We start from the raw sequence: 23,210 nt of genomic DNA on the forward strand, positions 1-23,210 counted from the left end.
TCTTTAGATTATTAGATTAATCTTTTAAAAAAGTCTAGAATCTAAGATGTCTAAAAATCTAAAAATCTAAATTAATGAATACATTACAAGCTATTATTCTTGCCATAATTGAAGGAATCACAGAGTTTTTACCTGTTTCTTCAACCGGCCACATGATTATTGCCTCTTCTTTTTTCGGAATTGCCCATGAAGATTTTACTAAATTATTCACCATTGTCATTCAGCTTGGTGCTATACTTTCTGTAGTTGTTTTATATTTCAAACGGTTCTTTCAGACACTTGATTTTTATTTTAAACTTTTGGTTGCATTTATTCCGGCTGTAGTTTTGGGATTATTACTAAGTGATTTTATCGATGGTTTATTAGAAAATCCGGTTACGGTTGCGGTTTCACTTTTAATAGGAGGATTAATTTTATTAAAAGTTGACGAATGGTTCAATAACCCAAATACTTCCGAAACTTCAAAAGAAATCACGTATTTGCAAGCTTTTAAAATCGGAATGTTTCAATGTTTGGCTATGATTCCGGGAGTTTCACGAAGCGGAGCCAGTATTGTTGGTGGTATGTCTCAAAAACTATCCAGAACTACAGCTGCCGAATTCTCATTCTTTTTGGCCGTACCAACGATGTTAGGCGCAACAGCAAAAAAATGTTACGATTATTATAAAGCAGGATTCGAATTATCTCACGATCAGGTTAATTTATTGGTTATAGGGAATGTTGTTGCTTTTATTGTTGCACTTTTAGCGATTAAAACTTTTATTGGTTTTTTGACTAAAAACGGCTTTAAAGTTTTTGGTTATTATCGAATAATTGCCGGAATCGCTTTGTTACTGATTCACTTTTTCATTCATCCTCTTACCATTATCTAATGACGCCTGAAGATTATTTAAACGGACAAATTTTATTGATAGACAAACCTTTAAAATGGAGTTCGTTTCAAGCTGTCAATAAATTAAAATACCTTTTGATCAATAAAGCCGGACTTCCTAAAAAGTTCAAAATTGGTCATGCCGGAACTTTAGATCCTTTGGCAACAGGATTATTATTGATATGTACCGGAAAATTCACTAAAAGAATTACCGAATTGCAGGGTCAGGCCAAAGAATATACCGGAACTTTTTACATCGGAGCCACTACTCCATCATATGATCTTGAAACCGAAATCGACGAAACATATTCAACTTCACATATTGACGAAGCTTTGATTCATGAAACCGTAAAACAGTTTTTAGGTGAAATCGATCAAAAACCACCTATTTTTTCTGCTATTAAAAAAGATGGCGTTCGTTTGTACGAACATGCACGCGCAGGAGAAACTATAGAAATTGAAAGTAGAAAAACGACTATTCACGAATTTGAAATCACAAGAATTGCTTTACCTGAAATCGATTTTAGAATCGTTTGCAGCAAAGGAACCTACATTAGATCTATAGCTTATGATTTTGGAAAAGCTATGCATTCAGGATCACATTTAACTGTTTTACGCCGTACAAAAATTGGAGACTACGATGTAAAAGATGCGATTGATGTTACTTTATTTGAAGAAAGCCTTAATTTAGAATAAAACAGAAAGCACATTACAAATGAAACCATCGTAATGTGCCAACTCCTAAAATAATTCTATTTCATAAGGTGTTTTTTTTGGAGTTAATAATTACATACATTTTTTCCTCCAAACAATACACCTGAAACAAAATCATAAAATCTTTCGAATAACTTTTTCATAATAGTGCATTTTTTAATTGTTAAACATTAAATAAACACCAATAAAAAGAGTAAATCAGAAAATAAATAATAGAAGTGGGATTATGTTACTAAAGTACAAAACTTTTAAAACAAAAAAAATATTTTATTACATTTTTTAAAAGCTACCGCGTTTAATTTCAATACATTACGAAACAAAATCCCGTTTTTAGTGCCACAAGAAATCCAACTACAAGCGATTATATTTAATATCTTCTGTAATTTGCATGAGTTCTTCCTGAACCGAAATTCCTTTATCTGCCAAATACCACAATTGCAGATCCGTTTTTATTTTTTCGTCGATTACACCAAATTCTTTTTTATAGTTCGCCATTAATTCAGATGCTGCTTTTGGTCGGGGTCCCCAATTGGCGCGGACAATTCCTGCTTCTTTACAAATTACAATAACTTTAGGAATTGCTTTTCCGCCATTCGTAAGATATTGGCTCATTAATTCCTCATTTTCGTCACGCAACACAATTCTAAGATCGATTTTTTTATTCGATGCCAAAGCCATTTTATTAATTATAGGAAGTATTTGAGCTGCATCACCGCACCAGCCTTCAGAAATTACAAGCCAAATATATCTATGATCCAGGTTTTCTAATTTTGAAATAACTTCATCTGTAAGTTTGATCGTTTTATCTAAGCGATTCATTCTGGCATCGTTCAGTTTACTATAATTGGTTAAACTTTCAGATTGTTCGCTACCGGTTGATTGTCCGTTGACTAATAAATCACTAACCAATTTGCGATATTCAGCATAAGTATGACTCTTAAATAATGCCTTAGCGATAATGTTTTTCATATTTGTTTATTTTTTGAATTGCATAAAATTACAAATTTCAAGAAGATTCAAAGAATGACTTTTATCACATTCAAAAAAATCCTGAAAACTCCCTATAAATTTAAAAGTAAAAGAACTATTAATTTTTTGAAAACATTATTTTTAAAAATGAGAATATGTCTATATTTGCACAAATTAACGCAACAACACATGAAATATAAAAGAATTCTTCTAAAACTGAGTGGCGAAGCCTTGATGGGTGATTTACAATATGGTATTGACCCGAAAAGATTAGCCGAATATGCTGACGAAATTAAGCAAATTCATAGTAAAGGGGTAGAAATTGCTATTGTTATTGGAGGAGGAAATATTTTTAGAGGCGTTGCAGGTGCAAGTGCTGGTATGGATAGAGTACAAGGCGATTATATGGGAATGCTGGCTACTGTGATAAACGGAATGGCATTACAAGGCGCTCTTGAAGACAAAGGAATGAAAACCCGTTTGCAAACTGCCTTAAAAATGGAGTCTATTGCAGAACCTTATATTAAAAGAAGAGCAGACCGTCATCTTGAAAAAGGAAGAATTGTAATTTTTGGAGCCGGAACCGGAAATCCTTATTTTACAACTGATACCGCAGCTGTTTTAAGAGGTATCGAAATCAATGCAGATGTCATCTTAAAAGGAACCCGTGTTGATGGTGTTTATGATTCTGATCCGGAAAAAAATGCATCAGCAGTAAAATTTGATATGATCTCGTTTGATGACGTTCTTAAAAAAGGATTAAACGTAATGGATACAACAGCTTTTACATTAAGTCAGGAGAACAAATTGCCAATCGTTGTTTTTGATATGAACAAAATTGGAAATTTATTAAAAATCTGTGAAGGCGAAAACATAGGAACTGTAGTAAATATATAGTCATCAGTAACAGTTTACAGTCGCAATTGCCGACCTGAACTGAAAACTGAGAATGAAAACTGAAAACTTAAAAAAAATGACTGAAGAAATAGAATTTATATTAGATAGTACTGAAGAATCAATGAATGGTTCGATTGCGCATTTAGAGAAAGAATTTCTTAACATTCGTGCAGGAAAAGCGTCTCCGGCAATGCTAGGAAGCGTTTTTGTAGATTACTACGGATCAGCAACACCACTTTCGCAAGTGTCTAAAATTAGTGTTCCTGATGCAAGAACAATTACATTACAGCCTTTCGAAAAAAACATGTTACAAGTAATCGAAAAAGCAATTATGATTGCTAATATCGGTTTCAACCCAATGAACAATGGTGATGTTATCATTATCAGCGTTCCGCCTTTGACAGAAGAGCGTCGTAGAGATTTGGCCAAACAGGCAAAATCTGAAGCTGAAGATGCCAAAATTGGTGTGCGTAATGTGCGTAAAGATGCTAATACTGATATCAAAAAATTAGAAAAAGAAGGAACTTCTGAAGACATTTGTAAATCTGCCGAAGAACAAGTTCAGAATCTGACTAACACTTATATCAAAAAAATAGATGAACTTTTGGTTGCAAAAGAAGCCGAAATCATGAAAGTATAATGATATTATCACAAAATAAAAATCCGTTTAGTTAAATTCTACTAGACGGATTTTTTTTATTGCTATTTTTGCATACCAAAAATTACATTTTGTTCGTTTGAAACTATAATATTCTCTATGAAGCTATTTTGTTTATTGACTTTGTTTTTCACGCTTACTATTCAGGCGCAATTTCAAATAAACGGAATTGTAACAGACTCCAACAACAAACCGCTTCCTTTTGCAACCATAACAACTCCGGACAACATCAATACCATTACTGACGTTGACGGGAAGTTTATTTTTACACCTTCTGAAAAGGCAAATACATTTTCGGTTTCCTATATTGGCTTTCAAACCAAAATTATCTCGATTACAGAAAAAAGATACTATTCAGTTTCCCTTTCTCAAAAAACCGATGATTTAAAAGAAGTTATTATTTCTAATGAAAATCCGGCATTAACCATCATAAAGAAAGTAATCGCCAATAAAAACAAAAACAATCCACAAAAAAAACTGAGCAGTTTTGAGTACAAAAGCTACAATAAACTTATTGTAACGGCCAATCCTGATTCTATAGATGGCAGAATCGATTCTACATCAGCTTATAAGGATTTCGATAAAAAACGCATCAATGTTGATTCATCCGATTATAAATTCAAGGAAATAATAACCAAACAGCACTTGTTTCAAACCGAAAAAGTCTCACAATATCAGTTTGCAAATAACAAGCTAAAAGAAACCATTCTGGGCACGAAAATGGCAGGATTCAAAAATCCTATTTATGAAGTTATTGCTTTCAACTTGCAATCCATATCGATTTACGACAATAAATATGAGCTATTTGAAACCAAATACGAAAATCCAATTTCGAATACGGCACCGTCAGCTTACAATTATAAATTACTTGATACTGTAAACATAAAAGGCCGCGAAACCTATATGATTTACTTTAAAAACAAACAAAAAAGAAAAGCATCAGGATTAGAAGGCGTTCTATATATTGATCAGGAGAACTTTGCCATAGCTAAAGCTGTAATGCGTATAAAAGGTGTTCTTGATATTAGCGGTATTCACGAATTTGAATATGTACCCAATGAAAAAGTATGGTTTCAGAGCAATACGACTTTTAAAATCGTAAAAGGGAAAAACGATGATGACATCAAGATTCTGGGCGGAACAATTCAGTTTGACGGAGATGTAGAGGATAATTTTGAACAAAGAAAAAAATCAGCTTCAGATTTTACCTATCTGCTATCTGAAAGCAATAATTTCGACGTTCATTACAATACCAGTCCGCCAATAAAAAATCCGTCACTTTATATTGAAATTAAAGACGATGCCAGTAAAAAACCTGAAGCATTCTGGAATCAGTACCGAAAAGAAGCTTTAGACTTAAAAGGACAAAAAACATATCAATTGATAGACAGCCTTTCGATCAAAAAAAGAATCGAAAACCGCTTAGGTTTTGGCCGGAAAATTATCAATGGTTATATCCCAATTGGCCCTGTTGATCTTGATCTGAAAAAAATCATCAGTTATAATAATTACGAAGGTTTTCGCCTTGGTCTTGGCGGAATCACGAACGATCGCTTTTCTAAAAATTTCAGAATCGAAGGCTACTCTGCTTACGGGACAAAAGATGGCGAAGTTAAATACAGTTTAGGAACCGGAGTTTTACTCAACAAGAGTACCAATACGTGGGTAAACGCGTATTATACAGATGATGTTCGCGAAATTGCAAGTACCGTTTTTGCTGTAGACAAACGAGTTTTCAAAATTTATGATCCGCGCCCAATCAACATTAGCACATTTTATCAATATACTGCATGGAAAGCGAATGTTCAGTCTAAAATTATTCCAAAAACCGAAGCTGTTTTCGAATTAGCCCGAACTGATGTTGCGCCTCAGTTTGATTATATGTTTAATTACGGCGGAAAATTATATTCGAGTTACGTTATGACAACTGCCATGGTTTCTATTGTTTGGGCACCATTTAGCAACTTTATGCAAACACCAACCGGAAGAAACGAATCGGAAAAAAGATTTCCAAGATTTACTTTTCAGTACACACAATCCTTACCTGATGTTTTAGGAAATGATTTTTCCTTTGGCAAAATCGATTTCAAAACCGAGTATGAAAAAAATTACCTGAACGGTCAAAAAACAAGTTTACTTTTACAAGGAGGTTACGCAATTGGCGATGTGCCGCTTACGCATTTGTACAACACAATGCCTAATAATTTAACCAAAGAAACCGTTATCCAACGTATTACTTTTGCTGGCCGAAACAGTTTTGAAACCATGTACTTTAATGAATTTTTCTCTAGTCAATATATCTTTTTTCAAATCAAACACGGCTTTGACAGAATCAGGATTCTTAAAAAAGTCCGTCCCTCTTTAGTTTTAGTAACCAGAATGGCTTGGGGAAATATGGAAAATCCTCAACAACACGTTGGCCCAACTTATAAAACATTAGACAAAGGCTTCTTCGAATCCGGAATCGAACTCAACAAAATCTACAAAGGTTTTGGCTTAGGTGGTTTTTATCGCTACGGCCCAAATCAGTTGCTGAAATTTGAGGATAATATTGCCGTTAAGATTTCTTATGTTTTAGACTTAGGATTATAATTTTTAAACTCCAATTTTTTAAATTGCTTCGCCTGTTTACTAAGGCTCAAGTTAAAATTCCAATTATACATATAGTTTGTCATCTCGACCGGCGGGAGAGATCACACTCGAAACTCCGCACAGAATATCGCTAATCTTTGTCGAGCAATGAGCGAAGATAATTCCTATGTAAGGATGACAAGATTGTCGTCAATCTTTGTCGAGCTCCGAGTGTGATCTCTCCCTTCGGTCGAGATGACAAAAAATGCGAATAACCCAACAAAAAAAATCCGTATAAATCCGCGTTTTCGCGCGAGCGAATCTGTGTCATCCGCGTGCCATCTCGCAATCCTGAGAATCTTCCAAAAAAAATCCCAAACCCCAATCATAAAAATTGGAATTTGGAATTTTCAAAATTATTGGAATTTAAAACCCTTATGGTTTCAAAATCAAAACCGAAGGCGTATTATTCAGCCATGTACTTTGAGATTCGATTAGTTTTTTCCAGCTGTCTAAACTAATGATCATTAAATTCTGGTTTTCTAAAAACTCTTTTTTAATAGTTCTGTCGTGCATAATCATAATATGATTGGGTGCAATTTGCTCAATCGAACGAATTGTTTCCTGAATATCCCTGGTATTTTTTACTTCACCGCTCGCATCAAGAACCGTAATCTGAGATCCGTTATTGTTAATTAATTTCTTGGCATATTCAATTAAAAAAGAATCTTCTTTAGTAAAAATAGGCATGAAAACCTGACTGACTTCTTCCAGTTCTTTATCAATAAAAATACCAACCGGCATTTTACTTTTTGCAATAATATGGCGTGTTCTTTCGTCGAAAGGAGAATTTTCGAACAAACCTTCTTTTCCTGTAAACTTATCAATCAAACGATCCGGATTTACGATTCGGGTAGTAAAACCAAGAATTTTACCCAGCAAAGTTCCATCAAAAATAGACTGACCTAATCCCACTAATAATAAATCGTATTCGCCTTGGTTTGCCGTATCAATAATATCGGTATCAATATCATTTGTTACTTTAAAAACACTCACCATGTTTTGATTCAAACGTTCTGATTCTTCGATTACCGGAACTAACATTTTACGTTCGTGATCCTTGATATCAAACGAATGTATCTCGGTACTTAATGATAAATGCATCGCCGTTACAATCGAATTATCACCTTGTTTCTTCACCAGACTATTAGCAAGTTTCAATAATTTTTTCCCTTTTTCAGGAGTTGCAAACGAAAGCAAAATTTTGAATTTGCTTTTATTGCCAATTTCCTGAGGAACTGCCTTGACCTTATCTTTAAAAATAAATCCTATAAAATCTAAAGCCGGACCCGTCATAAAAGTCGTTACTAAAGCCATAATGACCATCATGGTAAAAATTTCTGTAGATAATACTCCTAGATCGTAGCCAATATTTAAAACCACAAGCTCCATTAAACCACGAGTATTCATTAATGCCCCGATTGCTAAACTGTCTTTCCAGCTTTGCCCTACAAATTTGGCAGCAAAAGCACTTCCTAAGAATTTCCCGGCTACGGCAACTGCTATAATTACAGCTGTCACTTTCCATAAATAGGGATCGTTCAACAATCCTATTTGCGTACGTAAACCCGTGAACACAAAGAACAATGGCAATAGAACAATAATGGCAACGTCTTCGACTTTTTCGATAAAAATATTTCGGAATTTATTATTTTCAGGCATAATCGCTCCCGCTAAAAAAGCACCAAACAAAGCGTGAATTCCGATTAACTCAGAAGCATAAGCAGAGAATAAAAGCGTAATAAAGAAAATAGCAACAACAGGTTTATTCAAGCTTTCGCGAGTTGAATTTAAATCCCCAACCCTTTTCAGGAACGGACGAACTATTTTGAGCATGATAATAACATACAAAATAGCCAAACCAATTACGTATAAAGAACTTGTAAACGAACCTGCTTTTACAATTGCAATTACAACAGCCAGAATACACCAGGCTGTAATATCATCGGCCGCAGCACAAGTTATAGCTATAGTCCCCAGTTTTGTTTTTTGCATGCCTCGCTCCTGCACGATTCTGGCCAATACCGGAAACGCCGTAATACTCATGGCGATTCCCATAAATAAACCAAACGATGCAAACTCAACACCAACCGGAGCAAAAGTATGGTAGATAAAATAAGCTAATGAAAGACCCAGAGCAAAAGGGATAACAATACTTGCGTGACTTATAACTACAGCATCATGAGCTTTATTTTTTAATACTTTTAAATCCAATTCCATCCCGATAACGAACATGAAAAGGATCAAACCAATCTGACTTAAGAATTGTAAATTCCCTAAAGATTCTTTTGGAAACAATGCTGCAGAGAACTCAGGAAAGTACATTCCGACCAAAGAGGGCCCTAAAACAATACCTGCAATCATTTCGCCAATTACAGATGGCTGCCCTATTTTTCTAAAAACCCATCCAAACAAACGTGCTACTAAAATAATCGTAACGATTTGTGCCAATAAAATAGCCAATGGATGTTTTAAATTATCTATCATTGAATCGAGAAAATCATTCCAATGATTGCTTTCGATTTGTTTGTGTACGATTCCGCGCCCCACTTCGAGTGCAGCACCTTTTGAAATTACCCAATATATCAAGGCAGTGAATCCGCCAATAACAGTAACGTAAAATAAGGAGTTTTTAATATTATTCATAACTCGTTTTTTTGATTTTAATGGTGCAAATATCAGCACTGAGAATTAAGTGATAAAGCAATTTTAAACCTAATTTTCAATGTATGTAACAAGTCGGAAAAACTTTGTAATAACTTATATTTTTACCTTTTTCAAAAAGTCAGAACGATAGGTTTCGCTGAGAATTAAGGTACTGTTTTTATCATTTTTCTCTAAATGATGCAGTATAATTTCGTTATGATTAAAAAATTTAATGGCTTTTACCGCTACAATTTCTTTCTTGTTTACGCGGCAAAAATCAGCATCGGGCAATTCGTTTAAAAGTGTATCAAATTTTACATTTTTCAAGTTTAGAAAACTTCCGTCAATAAGCAAAACTGTTTTATCCCGGCTATCACTAACAGCCGTTTTGATGTACACGATCTGATTAAAATACAATAAAGTTTTACCTTTATCTGTATTTAACTGAATAAACTTTTTAGCCGCATCCGGTTTATGAAAACGCTCAAAAGCTTTTGAAATCGCTTTTTGTAAACGTTCCAGTTTTACTGGTTTTGTAATATAATCTACTGCATCAATATTAAAAGCATCGGCAGCATAATCCTTATAAGCGGTACAAAAAATAACTAATTTATTGTCGAGCATTTCTGCCAGATGCAAACCGTCAATTCCGGGCATTTCGATATCTGATATTAATAGATCAAAATCGAGATTCGGAATATCGGCAAGAAGTTTCTCCGGATTATTATACGTTTTTACAATTTCGACTTCGTGAATTTGTTCGCAAAGCATTTTTAAGTACGTTAATCCCGGTAACTCATCGTCCAGCAGCAAGCATTTCAGTTTTGTATTCAAGTAAATCTATTTTAAGATGAGCTATATAAACATCGTTTTCGACAAACTTATCGAGTTTGAAGTTGTTTTTATAAATAATACGCAAGCGGTGTTCTAAAGTCGCATGACCAAAACCGCTTCGTTCTTTTTTTAATACTTTTTTATCTGAGATTTTATTAGAAACGGTCATAAAAAAAGCATTATCCCTAAACTCAAAAACTACCGAAATAAAAGCATCAGCACTTTGCAAATCAGCATGTTTAAAGGCATTTTCTATTAAATCGATAGAAATTAATGGCGCCAATAAAGGCTGATCGTATAATTTATCTTCTTTATTGATATTGGTTTTAATCTTCAACTCAAAAAGCGGACTGATCTTGATTTTGTTGATTTCGATTAAATTCAAGGCAAAATCAATTTCCTCTTTTGCGGTGACAAACTTCTTTTTGCTTTCGTATAGAATATAATCCAGAACATTCGCCAGTTTATCTAAAGCAAAATACGTTTGATACGCATGCGACTGAATCGAGTTCAAAATATTCTTAAACAAATGCGGATTCAGTTTTGATTCTAAAGTTTCTAACTGCAAATCATTCACTTTCATTTCGAGCGCATAAAAACTTTTCTCAGCATCATCTTTTGCTTTTTTAAACTGCATCAATTGATACATCAAAAAACAAATGATAACGATAAGCAATAAAAGTATCACCAGAAATATAAAAGTAATAGTGTTGTTTTCCTGCATATTTTATGCTTGTAAAGTTGTTTTTAATGACACTTTATAATTAATCAAAATTCCGATTGTCAATATCAGGATACTCGCTAACCAAAGATAATAACCCAATTCAAGAGAAACAATCTTAGCCATCGTACCGCTTTCCGCACCCATTATTTCACTCCAAAATGAAAATGAAATAGCCAAACCAGATGCAATCAAACTCCACAGAACTGCTTTTTCATTATTTTTAATCAAAAGTATAATGGCAAGCAAACATAATGGATTTGCGAGCCAAACAATCTCTTCTAATAATCCTCCGCCCATAAAAGCTACTGATCCTATTAAAAGATATTCTAATGATGATGCTGTTTTTATTTCATCATTATAATTTACCACCAAAGCATTTTGAGTAAGCGAAATAGCAAAAACTAATAAGCTCAATCCAATAGTTGTAAATTTAATTTCTCTCGATTCCATAATCTATTTAAATGTTGTTTTTTGCCCTGCATTTTTTTTGCCACGAATTCACGAATTTAAAATAAAACAATCGGTGTAAAACAGTTGAATCCGTAAAACCCGTGAGCCAACTTTCTAATGACTAGAAACAAACTTCAACCCAATAATTGAAGCAATCAAAGTCGAAAGAAAAAATATTCTCCAGAAAGTTGCCGGTTCTTTAAAAATTAAAATCCCTACTAAAACAGTTCCAACTGCGCCAACTCCTGTCCAAACGGCATAAGCGGTTCCTATAGGTAAAACTTGTGTGGCTTTATACAATAATATCATACTGATCGAAAGGCAAACAAAAAAACCAACCATCCAATACGTTGAAATCATTCCTGTTGTTTCTTTGGCTTTGCCTAAACAAGAAGCAAACCCTACTTCAAATAGTCCGGCGATTATTAATAAAATCCAGTTCATTTTCGTCTCATTTTTAAATTACGTACAAATATGAGAAAAGCTGATCATTAAAACACAAAAAGAGAGAAATATATCACAAACATCAAGTGCGTATTTTGTGTTAACATTAAGTAAAATACAAGCGATTATTTATGATTTAGAGCTCTTTTCACTACATTTGCATCCATTTTAAAGAATTTATGAAAAACGCTGTACAAGTTGGATTTTGGGAAAAACTAGCCCGAATCATACTTAAGAACCGAATTATAATACTAGTAATCCTATCTGCTTTAACGATTTTCCTTGGTTATCAATGGAAAAATCTTTCTATGACTTATACCGAAGCGAATTTGCTTCCTAAAGATCATATCGTAAACAAACAATACCAACAGTTTCTGGATAAATTTGGTGAAGAGGGAAATTTGGTAGTAATCGGGTTTCAGGATCCGAAATTTTTTACCCCTAAAAATTATGCGGCCTGGAATGAATTAATGACGGGTTTAAAAAATTCTAAAGAGGTAGATTTGGTCGTTTCACTTAATGATTTAAAGAAACTGGAAAAAGATACTGTTAACGAAAAATTTGTTCTAACACCTTTTATTGATCAAAAAAAAGCACTTGACCCTGAATACTTAAAAAAGGTACAATATGATTTGTTTCACAACTTGCCTTTTTACGAAGGATTATTGTTTAATAAACAAAGTGGTAGTATTCGTTCAGCAATTTACATTAATAAAGCACTTGTAAATACACCAGAAAGAAAGACTTTTATCCTTGAAAACCTGGTTCCGAAAATCGATAAATTCGAAAAAACTACCGGGGTTGATTTGAAAGTTTCAGGAATGCCGTACATCAGAACGATAAATGCTGATAATATGAAAGGTGAAATCGGACTTTTTATTGGAGCGGCTTTATTTACGGTTTCGTTGATTTTCTTTTTCTTTTTCCGTTCGTTCAGAGCGACTTTTATTTCGATTTGTATCTTAATAATTGGTGTAATCTGGTCTTTTGGAACACTGGGATTATTTCATTATAAAATAACGATTCTAACGGCTATTATTCCGCCATTAATTATCGTTATCGGGATTACGAATTGTATTTTCCTGATTAATAAATACCAGCAGGAAATAAAACTGCATAACAATCAGGCAAAGGCTTTACAGCGTATTATTTCGAAAATTGGAGTTTCGACTTTGATGACGAATTTAACCACGGCGATAGGTTTTGCAACGTTTATGATTACGGGTAATGATTTGCTTTTTGAATTTGGATTGGTGACTTCTATAAACGTAATTTCGGTTTATTTACTGACGCTTTTAATTGTGCCAATTGTATACAGTTTTATGTCGATTCCGGGCGAAAGACATTTGTATCACTTAAACAAAACCTACATTTCGACTTTATTGAATTTTGTTGAAAATGTGGTAAAAAACAAACGAAAAGTAATTTATACCATTTACGGTTTGCTTTTGGTTTTTAGTGTAATTGGGGTTTCGCAAATGAAAGTCTCCGGAAGTTTGATTGGTGAGATGCCAAAAAGCGCTTCTTTTTATAAAGACATTTTATTTTACGAAAAAGAATTCAATGGTGTAATGCCACTCGAAATAATGATTAATACCAAACATAAAAAAGGTGTTATGAAATTATCGACGATGAAAAAAATGGATGAATTGCAAAACACAATTGCTGAACTTCCTGAATTATCGAAACCAGTTTCTGTAGTAAATTTGGTTAAATATTCTAAACAGGCTTTCTATAATGGAAATCCGGAATATTACCAATTACCAACTTCGCAAGAACAAACGTTTATTTTATCGTATGCCAAAAATGCAACGAAAAACAGCAAAGACAATTTGATGAAATCGTACGTAGATTCGACTGGACAATATGCCCGAATCACGACTTTCATGAAAGATATTGGAACTCAGGAAATGGCAAGAGTAGAGAAAAAATTACGCTCAAAAATTGCTGAAATTTTTCCCGAAGATCGTTACGAAGTGACTCTGACAGGAAAAGCATTGGTTTTCCAGAAAGGAACGTCGTATTTGGTCGACAACTTAATCGAGTCATTGATTTTTGCAATTTTAGTAATTGCAGGATTAATGTTGTACTTGTTCAGATCGTTCAAAATGGTAATGGCATCTGTAATTACGAATATTTTACCGCTTTGCATTACGTCCGGATTAATGGGTTATTTCGGGATTCCGCTTAAACCTTCTACGATTTTAGTATTCAGTATCGCATTTGGAATTTCGGTAGATAATGCGATTCAGTTTATGGCGAAGTACAAACATGATTTAATTCAGAGTAACGGAAAGGTTAAAAAATCTGTTTTCAGTGCTTTGAGAGAAACAGGAATCAGTACTTTTTATACTTCGGTAGTTTTGATTTTAGGTTTTGCCACTTTCACGCTTTCAAGCTTTAGCGGCACAATCGCTCTTGGTGGATTAATTTCTTGTACTTTGGCGTTTGCAATGTTCGCGAATTTATTGGTTTTACCTGCTTTGGTTTTGACTTTTGAAAAGAAGAAAGCTAAGAAAGAGGATTTGGAAGATTCTAATAAATAATTTTTTTATCGCCACGAATTCACGAATTAGACTGAATTGATTTAATTTTAGTTCATGAATTCGTGGCAGTTTTATAGTTTCAACGTAATCTTGTCATTCAGAGGAAGGAGGAACATCATTTGGCTAATCAAGCGCCTCATCATAGTGTGTTTTCTACGTCCTCGCAAAGACAAAATGTAAACTATCCGCCTATTTTAAAAACTTATATGCGTCAAGATATTTTTTTAATTCATCACTCGGATTGAAATAAACTAATTGGTTTGTTGGAATATTGTCTATAATTACCTTTTCTATATTCTCACATTTTAACTGTTCCAATATTAATATACAATTTTCATACTTACTAAGAGAGTTATACAATTTAATACAATATCTGTTTTCATTTGATTCTCCAAAACGGGTATAAACTCCTGTGATAAACGAGATTTTTTGCAAGTCAGTTTTAAACAGATTAGCCTTGATCGTCCCTGTATAAACAGTATCTTTAGGCTCAGTACTCTTAGAAAATTCATCTAAGCTTTTTCTAAATTCTTTTCCTTTAAGTTTATAAATACTTTCATCCATTCTAAAGCCTCCATCATTTTTATAATTATAAAAAGAATTTATCTTTTTTGATATTTTTTTTGATTTTAAAATATCTTCTATATTATTATATGGGTATTGATTTTTTTCAATAATAAATTCAGGGGATTCATCACTGTGAATTTTTATAATATATGACATTAATAAAGTTTCGCCTTCATAATAACCATCAACAAAATCATCATTTCTATACGACTTTTGCCTACCTAAATAATCTGATAAAGTTCCAAGTAAAAAATAATCTTTATCTAAAATTAATTTTGGATTAGGCTTCTTCTGCGCTTGTAACTCCATTGAATTCTGACTATGAACAAATTGAAAAAGAAATACTGTAATTATTATAAAGAAAATTTTAATTTTTTTCATTTACTTATAAATTTTGAATCATTATAAAAATAACCAAATAATCTTACAAATGATGTGGTATATGTTGTTTAACACAAATTTTATTGAAGAAATGTAATCCCACTATAGTCTAGCCCAGATAAAAGCGGCATCCTTTATATTTTTTCTTTAAAAACATAAAGATATAGCGGATAGCAGGAAACAGCTTCAAAAATTAATTATTATCGTTTATATTTGCAACTCGATATAAAAACACTGATTTGATTTTAATCTAAAATCAGCAATCTAAAATCTAAAATTAAAATGAAACACACAAAAGTTAAAGACTTATTAAACAGTACGACGACGCTTCAGGAGGTTAATGCAAAAGGATGGGTGAGAACTTTTAGAAATAATCAGTTCATCGCTCTTAATGACGGTTCTACCATTAATAATATACAATGTGTTGTTGATTTTGAAAATACACCGGATGAAACTTTAAAAAGAATTACTACTGGAGCTGCTATTTCTGTAATTGGTACTTTGATCGAAAGTAAAGGTGCGGGCCAGAAATACGAAATTCAGGTGAACAAATTGGAGATCTTAGGAGATTCTGATGCAGAAAAATTCCCGATACAGCCAAAAAACAAACCTAGTTTAGATTTCTTACGCGAAAATGCACATTTACGTGTTCGTACGAATATGTTTGGTGCGATTATGCGTGTGCGTTCGGTATTATCGTTTGCGGTTCACAACTATTTTCAACAAAAAGGATTTGTGTATGTAAATACGCCAATCATTACCGGATCGGATGCTGAAGGCGCTGGAGAAATGTTTAAGGTTACGGCTTTACCTTTTGACAACACGCCAAGAACTGAAGACGGAAAAGTAAATTATAAAGAAGATTTCTTCGAAAAAGAAACGAACTTAACAGTTTCGGGACAATTAGAAGGTGAAACTTACGCAATGGCTTTGGGTCAGATTTATACTTTTGGACCAACTTTTAGAGCTGAAAACTCTAATACTTCTCGTCACCTTGCTGAGTTTTGGATGATTGAGCCTGAAGTTGCTTTCAACAATCTTGATGACAACATGGATTTGGCTGAAGATTTTATTCAGTACGTTATAAAATACGCTTTGGATAATTGTCAGGATGATTTAAAATTCTTAGAAGGAAGACTTTTAGACGAAGAAAAATCAAAACCTCAGGCAGAAAGAAGCGAAATGGCTTTACTGGAAAAATTAAACTTCGTTTTGGAGAACAACTTCAAACGTGTTTCTTATACTGAAGCAATTGATATTTTGAGAGATTCAACTCCAAACAAGAAGAAAAAATTTCAATATATCATCAACCAATGGGGAGCTGATTTACAATCAGAACACGAACGTTATTTGGTTGAAAAACACTTTAAATGTCCGGTAATCTTGTTTGATTACCCTGCAAACATTAAAGCGTTTTACATGCGTTTGAACGACAATACGGAGCCAGGAAGAGAAACGGTTCGTGCAATGGATATCCTTTTCCCTGGAATTGGAGAAATTGTTGGTGGTTCTGAAAGAGAAGAGCGTTACGATGTTCTAATCGAAAAAATGAAAGCTCTGGAAATTGACGAAGAAGAATTATCATGGTATTTAGATACCAGAAGATTTGGTTCTGCAACTCACGCAGGTTTCGGATTAGGATTTGAGCGTTTGGTATTGTTTGTAACAGGTATGACAAACATTAGAGACGTAATTCCTTTCCCGAGAACTCCGGGAAATGCGGAATTTTAGAAAAAAGGAATTTGCCACGAAGGCACAAAGGCGCAAAGTTTTTTTTATAAATTTTGCTAAAGACTCTAAAAGAAATAAAAATACCACGAAGACACAAAGTAAGTCAATCATGTATTTTTATTTTTTAAGATTATGTCTTTAAAAAGAAAATTAAATTCGCGTCTTTGTGCCTTCGTGGCAAAACCCATAAAAATATGCTCTCTGAAAGAATAGAAGAAATTGGAAAAATAGTAGTAAACTCAGCATTTAAAGTTCACAAACAACTTGGACCAGGATTATTAGAAAGAGTTTATGAAGTTTGTTTGGCTCATGAAATTGCAAAAGCAGGTCTTGATGTGAAACGGCAAGTTGATATTCCGATTTTTTATGACGGAATTGAATTTCAAGAAGGATTAAGATTAGATTTGTTGATTGAAGATTCTATAATTATAGAAATAAAAGCAGTTGAACAAATGAATCCAGTTTGGGAAGCACAAATTATAAGTCAATTAAAATTGCTAAATAAAGATTTAGGCTTTTTAATTAATTTCAATGTACCACTAATCAAAAATGGTATTAAAAGATTTATAAACACAAAAAGAAAGTATTAAACATTCAATTTAAAACCAAAATAAAGCCATTGTGTCTTTGTGACTTCGTGGCAAAAACAAAAAAACTTTGCGCCTTCGCGTCTTAGTGGCTAAAAAAATTAGTGCCTTATTATGCTAAAGCAATTTTTAAATTTAAAATTATCACAAAAATTATCTCCACAGCAAATTCAGCTGATGAAGTTAATTCAATTGCCTACGCAAGCTTTTGAACAACGTTTATTAGAAGAAATGAACGAAAATCCGGCTTTGGAAGCTGGTAAAGAAGATGAATACGAAGCGGATGAATTCGCTAATGAAGAATACGATGATTATGATGATGCCGAAGGCGACAGAATCGAAGCAGACGATATTAACATTGACGAATATCTAAGCGACGACGATACTCCGGATTATAAAACTCAGGTGAATAATTATAGTGAAGACGAAGAAAGAGAAACTCCTTTTGCTTCGCCGATAAGCTTTCATCAGGATTTAATCAATCAGCTGAATACTTTTATTTTGAATGATGAAGAACGCGAAATAGCGGAATTCCTTGTCGGAAGTATTGATGACATGGGTTACATCCGCAGAAGCGTTCCGGATATTGTAGACGATATGGCATTTACTCAGGGTATTTATACAGATGAGAAAATGGTCGAAAAAATGCTTCAGGTCATTCATGAGCTTGAACCTTCAGGGGTTGGAGCACGTGATTTGCAGGAATGTTTGTTGTTGCAATTGAAGCATAAAACTCCAACTGAATATGTTGATTTAGCAATTGATATTATCGAAAATCAGTTTGATGCTTTTACCAAAAAACATTACGATAAACTGCTTCAAAAATATGGTGTTTCGAACGAACAGCTTAAAAAAGCGATTCATGAAATCGAAAGACTAAACCCGAAACCGGGAGGATCTTATACCGGAAATAATAAAGTAACCGAAAATGTTGTTCCTGATTTCGCAATCAGAATTGTTGATGGCGAACTGGAATTGACTTTAAACGGAAGAAATGCTCCTTCCCTGCACGTTTCTAAGGATTATCAGGAAATGATGCAGACGTATAAAGATTCTCGTGATAAATCATCGGCACAAAAAGATGCGGTTCAGTTTATTAAACAAAAACTGGATTCGGCTAAATGGTTTATCGATGCGATAAGACAACGTCAGGAAACACTTTTTGTGACCATGAATGCGATTATGCATTATCAGGAAGAATATTTCTTAGATGGCGACGAAACCAAACTAAAACCAATGATCTTAAAAGACATTGCGGATATGGTTGGTTTGGATATTTCGACAATTTCGCGTGTAGCCAACAGTAAATATGTGGAGACACCATACGGAACGAAACTAATCAAAGAATTCTTCTCTGAAGCTATGAAAAATGATCAGGGTGAAGATGTTTCGACTTTAGAAATCAAAAAGATTCTTAAAAACACAATTGAAGAAGAAGACAAAAAGAAACCTTTACCAGACGATCAACTGGCAGAAATCTTAAAAGAAAAAGGATATCCGATTGCCAGAAGAACTATCGCCAAATATCGCGAACAACTTGATATTCCGGTAGCGAGAATGAGGAAGAAGATTTAGGTTTTTGAAAATTTAATATAATCAATCGTAATTCAAATTAAACCGGATCAAAATCCGTCCCTAAAATATGGTTCGAGCCGAAGGCTCTTTCAAGTTCCGGAAGGAACATATTATATTGTAGAGCTGGACTTCAGTCCAGTTTAGACAAAACATTATCATTTGATTTTACACAAAAAACAAAACCCGGCAATTTTTCGAATCTGTCGGGTTTTGTTATTTACAAGAATTTGTATAATTATTTATATCATTCGGAAGACTTGAAAAATCAATTTCACTAAATAAACTGGACTGAAGTCCAGCCCTACAACATGGTTCGAGCCGAAGGCTCTTTATAGTTCCGGAGGAACATATTATATTGTAGGGCTGGACTTCAGTCCAGTTTAGACAAAACATTATCATTTGATTTTACACAAAAAACAAAACCCGGCAATTTTTTGAATTTGTCGGGTTTGTTATTTACAAGAATTTGTATAATTATTTATATCATTCGGAAGATTTGAAAAATCATTTTCACTAAATAAACTGGACTGAAGTCCAGCCCTAAAATATGGCTCGAGCCTAAGGCTCTTTATAGTTCCGGAGGAACATATTATATTGTAGGGCTGGACTTCAGTCCAGTTTATACACGATATATGCGAGAAAAAACAAAACCCGACAGATTCTGAAATCTGTCGGGTTTTGTTTTATATCAGAATAGCTAAATTATTTATATTGATCCGGTAATATTTTCACATCAAACAAAAAAGTTTTCTTTTTGTCTTTGTAACTATAAACCAGCGAGTAATCATTATCCCTAAAAACCTGAAGTCCCGGATTTGCTTTAGCAGTACTTATTAAACTTTTTTCGATTTCCGCTTGTATAACATCAATCTCTGCTGTTTCATTTTCCACATTCGTTAATGTCAAATTATACTGAACCACGCTTTCTTGTGGTAAATTAGGTAAGCTGACACTATCTAATCGAATACCTTCCTGAATTTTAAGCGGGCAATTTTTATTGTATTTCGCAACCAATTCTGTTACTTCGACTTTTACTTCTCCTCTATTTTCAGAAAGAAAAAACTGAAAATAAACAGCTAAAGCCACCGCAATTACAATTACACCTAATAATAAGATATTTTGTTTTCTTTTATTCTTCTTGTCTTGCATTGTCTAAGGCTTAAATAAGTTTATTTCTCCTGATTTTTTTTCATCGCATTGTAATAGGCAGCACGGCTCAACGGTTCGTATTCTTCCGTTTCACCCAGCATGACCAACTTATCGTTATCTGTTTTACGAAAACTATAATTTGCCAGATTTCCTGTTCTGGTACAAACGGCATGAACTTTAGTTACATATTCGGCAGTTGCCATAAGTGCCGGCATTGGGCCAAAAGGATTTCCTTTAAAATCCATATCAAGTCCTGCCACTATCACACGAATTCCCTGATTGGCAAGATCATTACAAACTGTAACTATCTCATAATCAAAAAATTGCGCTTCATCAATTCCTACAACATCGCAACCCTGTGCCAAAATAGCAATATTGGCTGCGGCCGGAACCGGAGTAGAACGAATTTCGTTAGCATCATGAGACACTACCATTTCGTCATGATAGCGGGTATCAATTGCGGGTTTAAAAATTTCGACTCTTTGTTTGGCAAATTGGGCGCGTTTTAATCTGCGGATTAACTCCTCGGTTTTACCCGAAAACATTGATCCACAAATAACTTCAATCCAACCAAATTGTTCTTTGTGATTTACTGTATTTTCGAGAAACATTTTGTATTTTTCTACCTTTAAAAATGAATAGTTTTTATTACTTTGTACTGGTAATAAATCGACGTGAAAAATCGTTGTTTTTCACTTTTTCAAAAGTAGAAAATTTTTATCAAATCGGAGATTCGCAAACGCTTATTAACAGAAATAAAAAAATATCTTTTAGATTTCTACCGGTAATAAAGACATTCAAATACAAAATATACTAAAATACCCTATTCACTATAATTTCAACAGTTATGAAAAAAAAATTGGAAGCCGATTTAATCAGCATTGCACATCGAATTTTAAAAATAAAAAAAAAATCCGATATCAATCAATTGTATCTTGAAACTCAGAAGTTATACGAGAAATTAGCGATTTTAAAGTTTGTAGATGAAAATTTCGACACTTTGAAACCAACAATTGGTCACAGCGAAATTAGTACCGAAATTGAATCTATTTTTGACAAAGAAGAAACAATTCCGGAAGAAGTTAAAATCGAAGAGCCGGTTGCAGTGGAAGAAACTCCAATTGAAACTGTAGCTGAACCAGAAGCTACAGAAGAAATCAAAGCAGAAGAAACTGAAGAAACTGAAGAAACTGTTGCGGAAGAAATTCCGGCAGAAGAGATTTCTGGGCAAGAAATTGTCGCAGAAGTACCTGAAGAAATAACTACGGAACCTATCATCGAAACTGTTGCCGAGCCAGTTGCTGAAGTTGTCGAAGAACCTGTTGCTGAAAAAACTGAGGAACCAATTGTCGAAACTAAAGAAGAAACACAGCCTGCTGAAGAACTTTCTTTTACAACAGTTAGCGATTTAAAACCAATCCCCGATTTTGTACCTCTTTTTGAATTGGAAAAACCAGAAGAAAAAGAACCGGAAAAAGAAGAACCTAAAGCAGAAATTTCAATTCCAAATCCTATGACAATCTCGTTTGAAGATTTTGGATTGAATTATGCCGACGCTCAATTTGTAAAAGTAGATAGTTTCGAAAACGTTGCTTCTACTCCTGCTCCGGTGGTCAATGAATTTAAAGAGAAAAAAGAAATTATAGAACCTGTTGTTATAGAAAAACCAACAGAGGCAAAGGCAGTTACTTTGAATGAAAAGTTGGCAAAAGGTTTTCATATCGATCTGAACGACCGAATTGCTTTTACAAAAAACCTTTTCGGAAACAGTTCTGAAGACTATAGCCGTGTTCTAAATCAGTTATTGACTTTTGACAATTACAACGAAGCTCAGGAATTTATCGAAAACATGGTAAAACCGGATTATAACAATTGGGAAGGAAAAGACGATTACGCAGAACGTTTCCTGGGAATTGTAGAGAAAAAATTCTCATAAAAAAGCAAAACACAGATTTCACGAATTAAAACGAATTTCTTCTTTGTGAAATTTTAAAAAGCACCTGCAATCTGTATTAATTCGTGACTCGAGCGACAGCGAACAGACGAAGTAAATTCGTTTCATAATATAAAAAAATATGTCTAAATTATATATCGTTCCAACGCCAATTGGCAATCTTGAAGACATGACTTTTCGTGCCATCAGGATTCTGAAAGAAGTCGATTTGATCTTGGCCGAAGACACCAGAACGAGTGGGAAATTGTTAAAGCATTTTGAAATTGGCACGCACATGCACAGCCATCACATGCACAATGAGCACAAAACAACCGAGAATTTGATTGCGCGTTTGAAAGCCGGCGAAACTATCGCCTTGATTTCGGATGCAGGAACTCCGGCAATTTCAGATCCGGGCTTTTTATTGACACGCGCTTGCGTAGAAAATAAAATCGAAGTAGAATGTTTACCAGGAGCAACAGCTTTTGTTCCGGCTTTGGTAAACAGCGGACTGCCAAATGACAAATTTGTTTTTGAAGGTTTCTTACCTGATAAAAAAGGCCGACAGACTCGTTTTTTGGCTTTAGCCGAAGAAACCAGAACAATGATTTTATACGTTTCTCCACATAAACTCATTAAGACTTTAGCTGAGTTTATTCAATATTTTGGCGAAGACAGGCAAGTTTGCGTTTCACGAGAATTATCAAAACTACACGAAGAAAACGTACGCGGAACCGCAAAAGAAGTTCTAACCCATTTTGAAAAAACAGCGCCACGCGGCGAAATTGTCGTTGTGGTTGCCGGAAAAACAATAATAAAAGAACCTAAGAAAAGTAAATTTTCTAAGGATGATGAAAAAGAAGAAGAAGAATAATTTTCGCCACAAATTTCACAAATTATCAC

Annotated in this window: 20 protein-coding genes; 11 read left to right on the forward strand and 9 right to left on the reverse strand. The window is 33.9% G+C overall.

Annotated elements, in window-relative coordinates:
- Nucleotides 1–74: 74 nt before the first annotated feature.
- On the forward strand, nucleotides 75–872 hold the full coding sequence (locus FLP_RS06030) for an undecaprenyl-diphosphate phosphatase (protein WP_065448620.1): 798 nt from the start codon (nucleotides 75–77) through the stop codon (nucleotides 870–872).
- Entirely contained in the window at nucleotides 872–1,567 is a 696-nt protein-coding gene (gene truB, locus FLP_RS06035; RefSeq protein ID WP_065448621.1) for a tRNA pseudouridine(55) synthase TruB, read from the forward strand. The genes FLP_RS06030 and truB overlap by 1 nt, the downstream gene beginning before the upstream one ends.
- 369 nt (nucleotides 1,568–1,936) lie before the next feature.
- Here the strand turns inward: truB and FLP_RS06040 are convergent, their stop codons facing one another.
- The gene (locus tag FLP_RS06040; protein ID WP_065448622.1) at nucleotides 1,937–2,554 is read right to left on the reverse strand and encodes a thioredoxin family protein; all 618 of its coding nucleotides are present in this window, start codon (nucleotides 2,552–2,554) and stop codon (nucleotides 1,937–1,939) included.
- Between the two features lie 189 nt (nucleotides 2,555–2,743).
- Between FLP_RS06040 and pyrH the strand changes: the two genes are divergently transcribed.
- The 3 genes from pyrH (at nucleotide 2,744) to FLP_RS06055 (ending at nucleotide 6,701) form a co-directional block, all read left to right on the forward strand.
- Nucleotides 2,744–3,451 carry a UMP kinase gene (gene pyrH, locus FLP_RS06045; protein ID WP_065448795.1) on the forward strand — a complete coding sequence of 236 codons (708 nt, stop codon included), beginning with the start codon at nucleotides 2,744–2,746 and terminating at the stop codon, nucleotides 3,449–3,451.
- A 76-nt stretch (nucleotides 3,452–3,527) separates the two neighbouring features.
- Nucleotides 3,528–4,091: a ribosome recycling factor gene (frr, locus tag FLP_RS06050; RefSeq protein ID WP_065448796.1), complete on the forward strand. Its 564-nt coding sequence runs from the start codon at nucleotides 3,528–3,530 to the stop codon at nucleotides 4,089–4,091.
- Nucleotides 4,092–4,208: 117 nt separating this feature from the next.
- On the forward strand, nucleotides 4,209–6,701 hold the full coding sequence (locus tag FLP_RS06055) for a DUF5686 family protein (RefSeq protein ID WP_065448623.1): 2,493 nt from the start codon (nucleotides 4,209–4,211) through the stop codon (nucleotides 6,699–6,701).
- A 414-nt stretch (nucleotides 6,702–7,115) separates the two neighbouring features.
- Here the strand turns inward: FLP_RS06055 and FLP_RS06065 are convergent, their stop codons facing one another.
- From FLP_RS06065 to FLP_RS06085, 5 genes are all read right to left on the reverse strand, one after another.
- Nucleotides 7,116–9,386 carry a cation:proton antiporter gene (locus FLP_RS06065; protein ID WP_065448625.1) on the reverse strand — a complete coding sequence of 757 codons (2,271 nt, stop codon included), beginning with the start codon at nucleotides 9,384–9,386 and terminating at the stop codon, nucleotides 7,116–7,118.
- A 114-nt stretch (nucleotides 9,387–9,500) separates the two neighbouring features.
- Entirely contained in the window at nucleotides 9,501–10,220 is a 720-nt protein-coding gene (locus FLP_RS06070) for a LytR/AlgR family response regulator transcription factor (RefSeq protein ID WP_065448626.1), read from the reverse strand.
- A complete protein-coding gene (locus FLP_RS06075; protein ID WP_065448627.1) occupies nucleotides 10,183–10,944 on the reverse strand; it encodes a sensor histidine kinase in 762 nt (253 codons plus the stop codon). Before FLP_RS06075 ends, FLP_RS06070 begins: the two co-directional genes overlap by 38 nt.
- A gap of 3 nt (nucleotides 10,945–10,947) precedes the next feature.
- On the reverse strand, nucleotides 10,948–11,394 hold the full coding sequence (locus tag FLP_RS06080) for a hypothetical protein (protein ID WP_065448628.1): 447 nt from the start codon (nucleotides 11,392–11,394) through the stop codon (nucleotides 10,948–10,950).
- A 114-nt stretch (nucleotides 11,395–11,508) separates the two neighbouring features.
- Complete coding sequence (locus FLP_RS06085; RefSeq protein WP_065448629.1) at nucleotides 11,509–11,838, reverse strand: DMT family transporter; 330 nt, start codon at nucleotides 11,836–11,838, stop codon at nucleotides 11,509–11,511.
- Nucleotides 11,839–12,017: 179 nt separating this feature from the next.
- Here FLP_RS06085 and FLP_RS06090 point away from each other — a divergent pair, with 179 nt between their 5' ends.
- The gene (locus FLP_RS06090; RefSeq protein ID WP_065448630.1) at nucleotides 12,018–14,384 is read left to right on the forward strand and encodes an efflux RND transporter permease subunit; all 2,367 of its coding nucleotides are present in this window, start codon (nucleotides 12,018–12,020) and stop codon (nucleotides 14,382–14,384) included.
- A gap of 189 nt (nucleotides 14,385–14,573) precedes the next feature.
- Here the strand turns inward: FLP_RS06090 and FLP_RS06095 are convergent, their stop codons facing one another.
- On the reverse strand, nucleotides 14,574–15,332 hold the full coding sequence (locus FLP_RS06095; protein WP_065448631.1) for a hypothetical protein: 759 nt from the start codon (nucleotides 15,330–15,332) through the stop codon (nucleotides 14,574–14,576).
- Nucleotides 15,333–15,614: 282 nt separating this feature from the next.
- Here FLP_RS06095 and asnS point away from each other — a divergent pair, with 282 nt between their 5' ends.
- The 3 genes from asnS (at nucleotide 15,615) to rpoN (ending at nucleotide 19,225) form a co-directional block, all read left to right on the forward strand.
- A complete protein-coding gene (asnS, locus tag FLP_RS06100; RefSeq protein WP_065448632.1) occupies nucleotides 15,615–17,063 on the forward strand; it encodes an asparagine--tRNA ligase in 1,449 nt (482 codons plus the stop codon).
- 194 nt (nucleotides 17,064–17,257) lie between these two features.
- Nucleotides 17,258–17,653 carry a GxxExxY protein gene (locus FLP_RS06105; RefSeq protein WP_065448633.1) on the forward strand — a complete coding sequence of 132 codons (396 nt, stop codon included), beginning with the start codon at nucleotides 17,258–17,260 and terminating at the stop codon, nucleotides 17,651–17,653.
- Nucleotides 17,654–17,764: 111 nt separating this feature from the next.
- The gene (gene rpoN / locus FLP_RS06110) at nucleotides 17,765–19,225 is read left to right on the forward strand and encodes an RNA polymerase factor sigma-54 (RefSeq protein ID WP_065448634.1); all 1,461 of its coding nucleotides are present in this window, start codon (nucleotides 17,765–17,767) and stop codon (nucleotides 19,223–19,225) included.
- Nucleotides 19,226–19,927: 702 nt separating this feature from the next.
- Here the strand turns inward: rpoN and FLP_RS06115 are convergent.
- Both FLP_RS06115 and FLP_RS06120 read right to left on the reverse strand, forming a co-directional pair.
- Nucleotides 19,928–20,374: a hypothetical protein gene (locus tag FLP_RS06115; RefSeq protein WP_065448635.1), complete on the reverse strand. Its 447-nt coding sequence runs from the start codon at nucleotides 20,372–20,374 to the stop codon at nucleotides 19,928–19,930.
- 20 nt (nucleotides 20,375–20,394) lie between these two features.
- Nucleotides 20,395–20,985 (reverse strand): thymidine kinase, encoded by a 591-nt coding sequence (locus FLP_RS06120; RefSeq protein WP_065448636.1) that lies wholly within the window; start codon nucleotides 20,983–20,985, stop codon nucleotides 20,395–20,397.
- Nucleotides 20,986–21,221: 236 nt separating this feature from the next.
- On the opposite strand from FLP_RS06120, the gene FLP_RS06130 reads away from it, so the two are divergent.
- Both FLP_RS06130 and rsmI read left to right on the forward strand, forming a co-directional pair.
- Nucleotides 21,222–22,310: a hypothetical protein gene (locus FLP_RS06130; RefSeq protein ID WP_065448638.1), complete on the forward strand. Its 1,089-nt coding sequence runs from the start codon at nucleotides 21,222–21,224 to the stop codon at nucleotides 22,308–22,310.
- A 139-nt stretch (nucleotides 22,311–22,449) separates the two neighbouring features.
- Entirely contained in the window at nucleotides 22,450–23,181 is a 732-nt protein-coding gene (gene rsmI, locus FLP_RS06135; RefSeq protein ID WP_065448639.1) for a 16S rRNA (cytidine(1402)-2'-O)-methyltransferase, read from the forward strand.
- Nucleotides 23,182–23,210 lie beyond the last annotated feature (29 nt).

The sequence above is a fragment of the Flavobacterium piscis genome, from assembly GCF_001686925.1.
Taxonomy (GTDB): Bacteria; Bacteroidota; Bacteroidia; order Flavobacteriales; family Flavobacteriaceae; genus Flavobacterium; species Flavobacterium piscis.

Bases quoted from the DNA above. Each gene is read 5' to 3' on its own strand.
- truB (WP_065448621.1), top strand. From the start codon at position 872: ATGACGCCTGAAGATTATTTAAACGGACAAATTTTATTGATAGACAAA.
- asnS (WP_065448632.1), top strand. From the start codon at position 15,615: ATGAAACACACAAAAGTTAAAGACTTATTAAACAGTACGACGACGCTT.
- rsmI (WP_065448639.1), top strand. From the start codon at position 22,450: ATGTCTAAATTATATATCGTTCCAACGCCAATTGGCAATCTTGAAGAC.
- FLP_RS06080 (WP_065448628.1), bottom strand. From the start codon at position 11,394: ATGGAATCGAGAGAAATTAAATTTACAACTATTGGATTGAGCTTATTA.
- FLP_RS06095 (WP_065448631.1), bottom strand. From the start codon at position 15,332: ATGAAAAAAATTAAAATTTTCTTTATAATAATTACAGTATTTCTTTTT.
- rpoN (WP_065448634.1), top strand. From the start codon at position 17,765: ATGCTAAAGCAATTTTTAAATTTAAAATTATCACAAAAATTATCTCCA.
- FLP_RS06090 (WP_065448630.1), top strand. From the start codon at position 12,018: ATGAAAAACGCTGTACAAGTTGGATTTTGGGAAAAACTAGCCCGAATC.
- FLP_RS06085 (WP_065448629.1), bottom strand. From the start codon at position 11,838: ATGAACTGGATTTTATTAATAATCGCCGGACTATTTGAAGTAGGGTTT.
- FLP_RS06055 (WP_065448623.1), top strand. From the start codon at position 4,209: ATGAAGCTATTTTGTTTATTGACTTTGTTTTTCACGCTTACTATTCAG.
- FLP_RS06105 (WP_065448633.1), top strand. From the start codon at position 17,258: ATGCTCTCTGAAAGAATAGAAGAAATTGGAAAAATAGTAGTAAACTCA.
- FLP_RS06040 (WP_065448622.1), bottom strand. From the start codon at position 2,554: ATGAAAAACATTATCGCTAAGGCATTATTTAAGAGTCATACTTATGCT.
- pyrH (WP_065448795.1), top strand. From the start codon at position 2,744: ATGAAATATAAAAGAATTCTTCTAAAACTGAGTGGCGAAGCCTTGATG.
- FLP_RS06130 (WP_065448638.1), top strand. From the start codon at position 21,222: ATGAAAAAAAAATTGGAAGCCGATTTAATCAGCATTGCACATCGAATT.
- FLP_RS06075 (WP_065448627.1), bottom strand. From the start codon at position 10,944: ATGCAGGAAAACAACACTATTACTTTTATATTTCTGGTGATACTTTTA.
- FLP_RS06065 (WP_065448625.1), bottom strand. From the start codon at position 9,386: ATGAATAATATTAAAAACTCCTTATTTTACGTTACTGTTATTGGCGGA.
- FLP_RS06120 (WP_065448636.1), bottom strand. From the start codon at position 20,985: ATGTTTCTCGAAAATACAGTAAATCACAAAGAACAATTTGGTTGGATT.
- FLP_RS06115 (WP_065448635.1), bottom strand. From the start codon at position 20,374: ATGCAAGACAAGAAGAATAAAAGAAAACAAAATATCTTATTATTAGGT.
- frr (WP_065448796.1), top strand. From the start codon at position 3,528: ATGACTGAAGAAATAGAATTTATATTAGATAGTACTGAAGAATCAATG.
- FLP_RS06030 (WP_065448620.1), top strand. From the start codon at position 75: ATGAATACATTACAAGCTATTATTCTTGCCATAATTGAAGGAATCACA.